We start from the raw sequence: 7,898 nt of genomic DNA, 5'->3' as shown, positions 1-7,898 counted from the left end.
AGTAAACTGCTTCGGGGCAAGCCCACGAAGCATTAAGAAGAAATGATTTTCGATTTCGAGGCAAGCCTCGGAGCATTAAAATCTCGATTATCGAGTAAAAATTAAAAAGGCTCGTAGACTTTGGTTTCTGTGATTCTTATTGCTTAAATTTAAAATTCTAAAAATGTATAATGCTTCAGGATACTCATCAAAGAATACACGATTATCTCAGGATTTCCCTTACAGACAGCTGCAACTTCAGGTGCCAGTACTGTATGCCAGATGAAAATATTCAGTGTTTGCCCAACAAACACCTTATGCAGGTGGAAGAAATTGTGGAGATCGCAAAGACTTTTGTAGGGCTTGGTGTTAATAAAATAAGGCTTACGGGAGGCGAACCTATGGTGCGTAAAGAGTTTCCGGAAATTCTTCAGAAGCTTTCAGAATTACCTGTAGAGATAAGCCTTACCACCAATGCGGTGCTCGCCCATAAATATATAGACCAGTTAAAGGCAGCCGGAGTAAAGTCCCTCAATGTAAGCCTGGATACCCTGGATGCCGAAACTTTTAAAAGGATCACGAAACGCAATCAGTTTCAGCTTGTCTGGGATAATATCTTATTGCTTTTAAACGAAGGTTTCCGGGTTAAAATAAATGCTGTGGCCATAGAAGGAGTTATAGAAAAAGAGATCCTTGATTTTGTGGCCATCACCAAAAATTTGCCATTGCACGTGCGAATAATAGAGTTTATGCCTTTTGAAGGTAATCACTGGAACAGCAAAAAAGTGATTACAGCCACGCAAATGCTTAAATGGGTGGAGGAAGAATATGATATGGTAAAACTGAAGGATGAGCCGCATGCCACGGCAAAGAAGTACAAAGCCATAGGGCATGAAGGTACTTTTGCTTTTATTACTACAATGACGGAACATTTTTGCGGAGACTGTAACCGGATGCGTTTAACGGCGGACGGGAAAATGAAAAACTGCCTCTTTGGAAGTGAAGAAATGGATATCCTTGGAACGCTTAGAAAAGGAGAGGATATTGTTCCGCTGATTAGAACTTCGGTGCGAAGAAAACACTCCGTGATGGGCGGACAGTTTGCGAAATCCTATAAAGATGCTGAAGCTTCTACCATTAAGAACCGTAGTATGATTAAAATAGGCGGATGATTTCAGTAAATGAAGCCAGGAAAATTCTTTCTGATAACAGTACAAGAGGAAAAACACAAACTGTCCCGCTAGGCCACAGCCTGGATGCGGTAGTAGCTGAAGATATATATTCTCCCATAGATGTCCCTTCTTTCGATAATTCGGCTATGGACGGTTATGCCATAAAGTTTGGTGAAAAACTTCAGCGTTGGAAGGTGAAGACCGTTATCCAGGCAGGAGATACTTCAGCATATAAAATTGAAAGGGGAGAGGCCGCACGTATTTTTACCGGCGCAAAAATTCCGGAAGGTACAGACACTGTTATTCCGCAGGAATTAATAGCCAAAAATGAAGCTTCAGGAGAAATATATTATCAGGAGGATAAAATAAGTACCGGAAGCAACGTACGCTTAAAAGGCTCGCAATGTAAACGTGGCGATTTAATTCTGAAAAAAGGAACGGTAATTTCACCCGGCATCATTGGACTGCTGGCTTCTGTTGGGCTGGCTGAGGTTAAGATTTATACAGCGCCAACTGTTGCGTATGTTATTACGGGAGATGAATTAAAAGAACCCGGAACTTCCCTTACACCCGGCGAAATCTATAATTCCAACGGACCAATGCTCGAAGCCCTCCTGAAAAAAATTGGCGTCACAGACATTTTTCCTAAAAAAGCATCAGATAAAAAGGAAGAACTTCAGCAAATAATTAATCAGGCGCTGGAGCAACAGGATGTGCTTATTTTGAGCGGAGGTATTTCTGTTGGTGATTATGATTTTGTAAAGGAATGCCTGGAAAATGCCGGCGTGCAGGAATTATTTTATAAGATAAAACAACGGCCGGGAAAACCCATGTTTGCGGGAAAAAAGGCAGGGAAGTGGATTTTTGCACTTCCGGGAAACCCATCTTCAGTCCTTAGTTGCTTTTCGCAATATGTAAAACCCTGTCTTTACTATTTTATGGGTAAGGAAAACGTCTGGGAGGCCGATGCCGAGTTAACTCTGGCACAGGACCACAAGAAAAAGCCGGGATTAACCTTTTTCGTAAAAGCCAGGATCAATGGTGACGAAGCAGAAGTGCTAAGTGGGCAACAATCTTTTAATCTGCAGGCGTTTAGCACTGCAAATTGCCTTGTTGAGTTAGAAGAAGATAAAGAAGAGGTTACAGCGGGAACTCGGGTAAAGGTCTATAATTTATAAAACGAATTTCTTTTTCCTGCAGGTCGATATTTGCCAAATTTTGCAGCTCTCTAAAATAGCTTCCTTACTCATTTTGCAGTATTTTGGCTGCCCAGTCCTTAGACGATAGATTTGAACCATCAGGAAAACCGGGAAGCTTCAAATTTCCCTTTCGGTCAGATTTAAGTTCTGTTGCCTCCAACCATTCCCCGCTCCTGGGATTAAACCATGTAAAAGTATAAGAGGTATTCTTCTTTAGTCCGCTAATTTCTGGCAGTACTGCTTTATTTTCCAAGTACAGCAAGGAGAAATCTTTTTCCGGAGTCATCATCATTAGTGACCAACCGTCCAAACCACGTACCTGGCTAATTTCAGATTTATTCGGATGGAGCTGTTGATGGCCGGGTTGCAATTGTTGGTAACGGGCACCTTCAGAAAGCATAAACGATTTTAGGTGCTGCATTTGATTTCCGGATTCATACTTTAAGGCTTCCCAGATATGAGGGCGGGCCCCGGCCGGTTCTCCCGTGGTGGTAATATCATAAGCCGCTGTCCCATGCACATGGCCTGCTAAACCTCCCGAAAGTACGGACCCATACATTTGCGCGCGTGCAAAATAATTGTCTCTATCGGAATTGGCTATTGGAGTTTCCCCACCGGGTTTATTGATTTCATGATCCCAGCCTGTATAATAAGGCTCAAAATTAATGGCAGGATACGGAGGTTCTAAATGAAATAAAGTGTCCATAGCCCCATAAAATCCGTGGTCCCTCGGTTTGTTCCCTACGCTGTGCATATCCAGCCAGGGCACTTCCTCCCCGTGGCCAAAGGTTGTATAAGTGGAGCGGTCTATTAGGCTTGTATGCAGCTGCCCGAAAGGTGGCGGGCCATGGGTATTTAAGTGGTAGGTGAGGGCCTCGTTAAACTGCTCTGCTGTAAGGCTGAAATCCTCGGGGATCCAGTCCAGATGAATTCCGCTGAACAAAAAGTTCTGTGCCCCGTAACGGGAAATAAGGTATTGTACATAGCGGGCAAAAGATTCATTAAAGTTGAAATAGGCATTCCAGGAGGCCCTGCATCCCGGCGAATGGTTTCCAGCAAAGGCACAAATCCTTCTTTCGACATATACTGCATTTTTTTGTCAAGGCTCTGAAAATACTCCGGATTGATATTATTAAAATCTGAAACGCCCTTATGTTCAGAAGACATGGCGAAAGGAAGGTTGCCATATTCGTCCCGCATATTTTTGGCCGTAAAGGTCCCCCAATAACTCTCTCCGCCAGAAGCATCTATTCCTTCATTACTGGCAACATCATAGCCAAATTTCTCCCAGGCGTTGCGTACAAAAATTCCGTTTTCATCGGCATAGGTGCTGGGGTTTCTATCGGCTTCCCAGTTTGGAAAAGCTGCAATCATACTTACGGAATTAAAACCCTGGTTCTTACGGTAATTCACAGCATCTTCAAAGCCTATGCCCGGGCCGGGAAGATAAGCCTGCGAAGTTGGGGCGTTGCGAAACGGCAGCCGCCAGGTGCTGCCGGCAAGCCAGGTGTCGCCCAACATAAAGTATGGAGTACCGTCTGCATACTGCAGGGCGTGACCGTTGGGCATGGCCCGTACAAATCCGCGGCGGTTAGGGTTTTCCTCTTTCTCCTGTTCTGTCCATTCCACAGCAGTGAATGTGCCCGATAGTTGGTTTACTCCGGGATCTTGAGGGCTGGAACCACTGCTCCATTTCCATTCCCCGGGCTTTGTTGCCACGAGCCTTACCTTAAAAATGTTTTCACCATCCCAAAATCCGTAAACACGTTTGGAAAAATCAGGACCCGTTAAATCCACCCATACGCGAACATCTGTGTAGTAATTATCATAGGTGTTTTCGACTTGAAAAGTTATTTCCTGCATCTCCCACACATGGATTTCTTCAGCAGAAGAAGTTTGAAAAGCAGCTGCATTATGAGTTGCCATACCTGTGAAAAAGAGGCAAAAGAAGGGGAAGAGGTACGATTTGATGTTCATGGAATAAAAGATTACCGGTTTAGGTGCCCATAAATATATTGTATAATTGAAATTATAGGAAATTAGTAACAGCTTTTTCTATATGCTGCTCATAATTTAGCCTTCTGGCCCCATAAAAGTGTAAATAATAATTTAGTTTTATGTCCACCTTAAATTATTATGCAGATGTTTCAGAAAAAAATCGTTCCTGTTCTTAGTGTGTTATTCCTCTTTTCTGGTCTTTGCAAGGCCCAGTTTATTGATAATTTTGATAAAGGCGCAATTGAAGATTGGCTTTATTTTACTGGAGATGGAAATACAGAGATGGATTTTGTACAGGAGAAAGAGGGTATGGCCACACTCTATATAGATGCCACTAAAGATCAAAATAATGTTTGGTACGCGATCACCAAACGGAATGTTGCTCCTTATTTAAACCTGAAAAAATTAAAAGGACCTGATACCGAATTGCGGGTGGAAGCACGGGTACGCATTAAAAATCCACCTAAGCGGGTGAATATAATGGTTAACACCCAAAGAACAACCGAATACCATCATGATTTAATGGAGTTTGAATTGCAGGATGAAGACTGGCATGTAATAAGTATGACCACAAAAGATTTGGATGCTGTCCCGGGAGATTCGCTGTACATTCAGTTTGACGTTACAGATTTTGGCCGGGAGAAGTACGAGGTGGATATGGACTATATTAAGGCAGATATTATTAACACTAAAAATGCCGGCCCAGATAAAGGAATTCAGATTCCTTACCATCCACCAATTCCCGCGCTCAGCAGCTTTTCCAATAAAATAGAAGTTACACAAGATGCCCTGATCAATCTGGAATACCCTGACCTAAATCTTAACAATTGGCAGGTTTGGGAGAAAGAAGGTCCATCCCGGGTTCTTACTGTAAATGGCAAGCAATGGGCTATTTTGCGCTGGGACTTAGGATCGGCCAAAGGTTCTAAAGCCAAAGGAGCCGGGTTACTTGAAATCACCACCCAATCTGTCACCACAGGAGGAAATTATATTGAAGTTTATGGAGATCAACTAGGAGAGGAATTTCCGCGGGTAAGGATAATCGAGATTTGGGCAGGTGAGGTGTCCTGGGACCAGCAAGAGGTTACTTATAACAGTTTTATGCAGGGGAAAACGTATCAGGAGGTTTTTAATACGCAAATGATATATGATATTGAAGTGGATAAAACGCCCGGCACCAAAAATTTTATTACCATTTCACAACCTGTAATGCAGCGTATGCTCGATGGGACTACAAAAGGATTACTTATCAGGCCTTTAGGAGCTATTGATGTTTCTTTTTATGCTTCTGAAAATAAAGAACGGGCAGCCGAAATGACACCTAAATTATATTTTAATACTGAAGGAAAATAAAAAGCTGGCCAAAAAGCTTTAGCCGGTTTCAGTTTGAAATTTTTATAATTCTTATCAAAGTTGTGATTTTTCCTTCGGAAGAAGAAGATTGTTGACAACGCTGAAACAGAAGGTCGATAATTGGCAAATTCTGAGGAAGGTTTAAAAACCTGATCTAGCCAAAGAAGCAAGTTGATAAAATTTTCAGAAGTCTCCTGAAGAATTTCGTAAAAGAAGAAATTCTCTTATTTTTTAACATGTATTAGCGGCATCTGCTGAATTTTTTGAATGGGACTCAGCAACCGGAGGAGTACCGGAATTACGGAAATTCATGATCAAAAATATGGATTATTTTTCCATATAGTCCTGCCAGGTAACCAATATGTACTTTTTGCGTCCGTTTTCAAGCCTGGAAAGAAAGCCGTATTCATAAACAAATAAATAAACATTTCCTTTGCTGTTTTTTGACGCATTTTCTTTTCCCGGCCTATCGAAATTTTATCGTATAATTTGAAGTGAACGCTCCGTAAAATTTTAGGCTGTTTGAGCAAAACAGATTTCTGTTTCTTATAAAATATTTTGTTGCGAGTTCCTAAAATTTAGGAGCGGAACGATAAATTTTGATAAAATTTCGTAAGCCTAGATTTTTTTGGTTCGTTTTTTCATCAATGGAAAAAATGAACAAAACATACATGAAATCCACTATCAGGATAATTTTGCATGGATTAATTCCAATTACTTTTTCCCGAAAAGCGATTTTGGAAGGGAAAACGATTCTTTTGATGTCCAATGGTTTAGAAACAGGGAGAAATCTGAAGGTTTAAAAACCTGTCCCGAAGCTTATCTTGCCAAACTGGAACTTAAGCATTATGCAAATAATACTGTAAGAACCTATGTTTCCTGCTTTGAAGCTTTTTTGAATTTTTTTAAAGAACGGGAATTACTTGATCTTGACGAGAACGATGTAAGAGCTTATCTTCAGAAACTTGTACAGGAGAAAAAATCCCATTCCTATTTTAATCAGGCAATTAACGCTATTAAATTCTATTATGAAGTAGTAATGGAAATGCCCAATAGGTTTTACGCCATAGAAAGGCCCAGGAGGGAGGAAAAGTTGCCGGAGGTTTTGGCCAAAGAAGAAGTGCTTTCTATTATAAACAGTACGCGGAATATTAAACATCGATGTATTGTAAGTTTACTATATTCTGCCGGTTTGAGAAGGAATGAGGTACTATGTTTAAAACTGGATGATATCGATGGGAAGCGAATGGTGGTGAAAGTAAGATCTGGTAAAGGGAATAGAGACAGGTACAGCATTCTTTCTGAAAAACTTTTAAAAGACCTACGGGCTTATTACCTGCAATGGCGGCCAAAACGTTTTTTATTTGAAGGCCCGATGGGGAATCAATATTCTGCTGAAAGTATAGCCAAAATAGTAAAGGAAGCAGCCCGAAGCGCCGGAATAAAGAAACGGGTAACGCCACATATGTTGCGACACTCTTTTGCTACACATTTGCTGGAGAGCGGTACAGACTTAAGATATATCCAGGTGCTTTTGGGGCATAAAAGCACCAAAACCACAGAAATTTATACACATGTGGCGACAAATATTTTTTTCACAATAAAAAACCCTTTAGATTAGTAAAGACAAAGTAGATATAAATGTACCATTCCTTTTTACTACATAATAAAATGCACTAGTGCATTTGTCGAGACGTTGTAAGTCATCAAAATTCAGAACGCAATCGGCAAATTTCAGTTTATCATTAATGGGATTACTCCGGGAAGAGAAAAAAGCTACCGGTTAGAATCCTCACTCAAACGCAAGTGGCGCTTTTTTCGGTAAATTGGGATGTTATAGTTTGTGAATAAGCGGACTTTTGGCTGATTGCCAATCAGCTAAATAAAGGTCGATAATTGGCATTTTTGAGACCTCTTTGCGACGGAATAAAATCGGCAAATTTTGGCTTTTCCGCATTTGCAATTTTCTGGGGGAAGGAAAAAAAGCTACCCTTTAGAATCATCACTCAGCCGCAAGTGGCGCTTTTTTTCGGTAAATTTGGATGTTTTGGCTCGCGGATAATAAAAAAGACGCCTTACAACAAAATATAAAAACAATGCTAAAGCCTGTCTCAATTCGAAATTCCGTGCGTACTTGTTGCGCCTGATTTTCCTTCGGAAAATCACGCTCGCCCGCGCACAGTTTTTATATGGGACG

7 protein-coding genes are annotated in these 7,898 nt (G+C 41.1%); 4 read left to right on the top strand and 3 right to left on the bottom strand.

Going from position 1 to position 7,898, the window contains the following annotated elements; genetic code table 11:
- The first annotated feature begins 170 nt into the window (after window positions 1-170).
- Together moaA and RM529_RS15240 are read left to right on the top strand one after the other, a co-directional pair.
- Window positions 171-1,151 (top strand): GTP 3',8-cyclase MoaA, encoded by a 981-nt coding sequence (moaA, locus tag RM529_RS15245; protein WP_311485612.1) that lies wholly within the window; start codon window positions 171-173, stop codon window positions 1,149-1,151.
- Window positions 1,148-2,329, top strand: a complete 1,182-nt coding sequence (locus RM529_RS15240) for a molybdopterin molybdotransferase MoeA (protein ID WP_311485611.1) — start codon at window positions 1,148-1,150, stop codon at window positions 2,327-2,329. The genes moaA and RM529_RS15240 overlap by 4 nt, the downstream gene beginning before the upstream one ends.
- A 64-nt stretch (window positions 2,330-2,393) precedes the next feature.
- Here RM529_RS15240 and RM529_RS15235 read toward each other — a convergent pair whose 3' ends face one another.
- Window positions 2,394-3,320 carry an apiosidase-like domain-containing protein gene (locus RM529_RS15235; protein WP_311485613.1) on the bottom strand — a complete coding sequence of 309 codons (927 nt, stop codon included), beginning with the start codon at window positions 3,318-3,320 and terminating at the stop codon, window positions 2,394-2,396.
- Entirely contained in the window at window positions 3,206-4,327 is a 1,122-nt protein-coding gene (locus RM529_RS15230; RefSeq protein WP_311485610.1) for a DUF5060 domain-containing protein, read from the bottom strand. Before RM529_RS15230 ends, RM529_RS15235 begins: the two co-directional genes overlap by 115 nt.
- A 165-nt stretch (window positions 4,328-4,492) precedes the next feature.
- On the opposite strand from RM529_RS15230, the gene RM529_RS15225 reads away from it, so the two are divergent.
- The gene (locus RM529_RS15225) at window positions 4,493-5,701 is read left to right on the top strand and encodes a hypothetical protein (protein WP_311485609.1); all 1,209 of its coding nucleotides are present in this window, start codon (window positions 4,493-4,495) and stop codon (window positions 5,699-5,701) included.
- A 628-nt stretch (window positions 5,702-6,329) separates the two neighbouring features.
- A complete protein-coding gene (gene xerA / locus RM529_RS15220; protein WP_311485608.1) occupies window positions 6,330-7,322 on the top strand; it encodes a site-specific tyrosine recombinase/integron integrase in 993 nt (330 codons plus the stop codon).
- A 365-nt stretch (window positions 7,323-7,687) separates the two neighbouring features.
- Here xerA and RM529_RS15215 read toward each other — a convergent pair.
- The coding region (locus tag RM529_RS15215) for a hypothetical protein (protein ID WP_311485607.1) at window positions 7,688-7,898 on the bottom strand (211 nt) is incomplete at its 5' end.

This window comes from Autumnicola edwardsiae, from assembly GCF_031846505.1.
Classification (GTDB): domain Bacteria; phylum Bacteroidota; class Bacteroidia; order Flavobacteriales; family Flavobacteriaceae; genus Autumnicola; species Autumnicola edwardsiae.
This window is presented reverse-complemented; position numbering and strand designations above follow the sequence as displayed.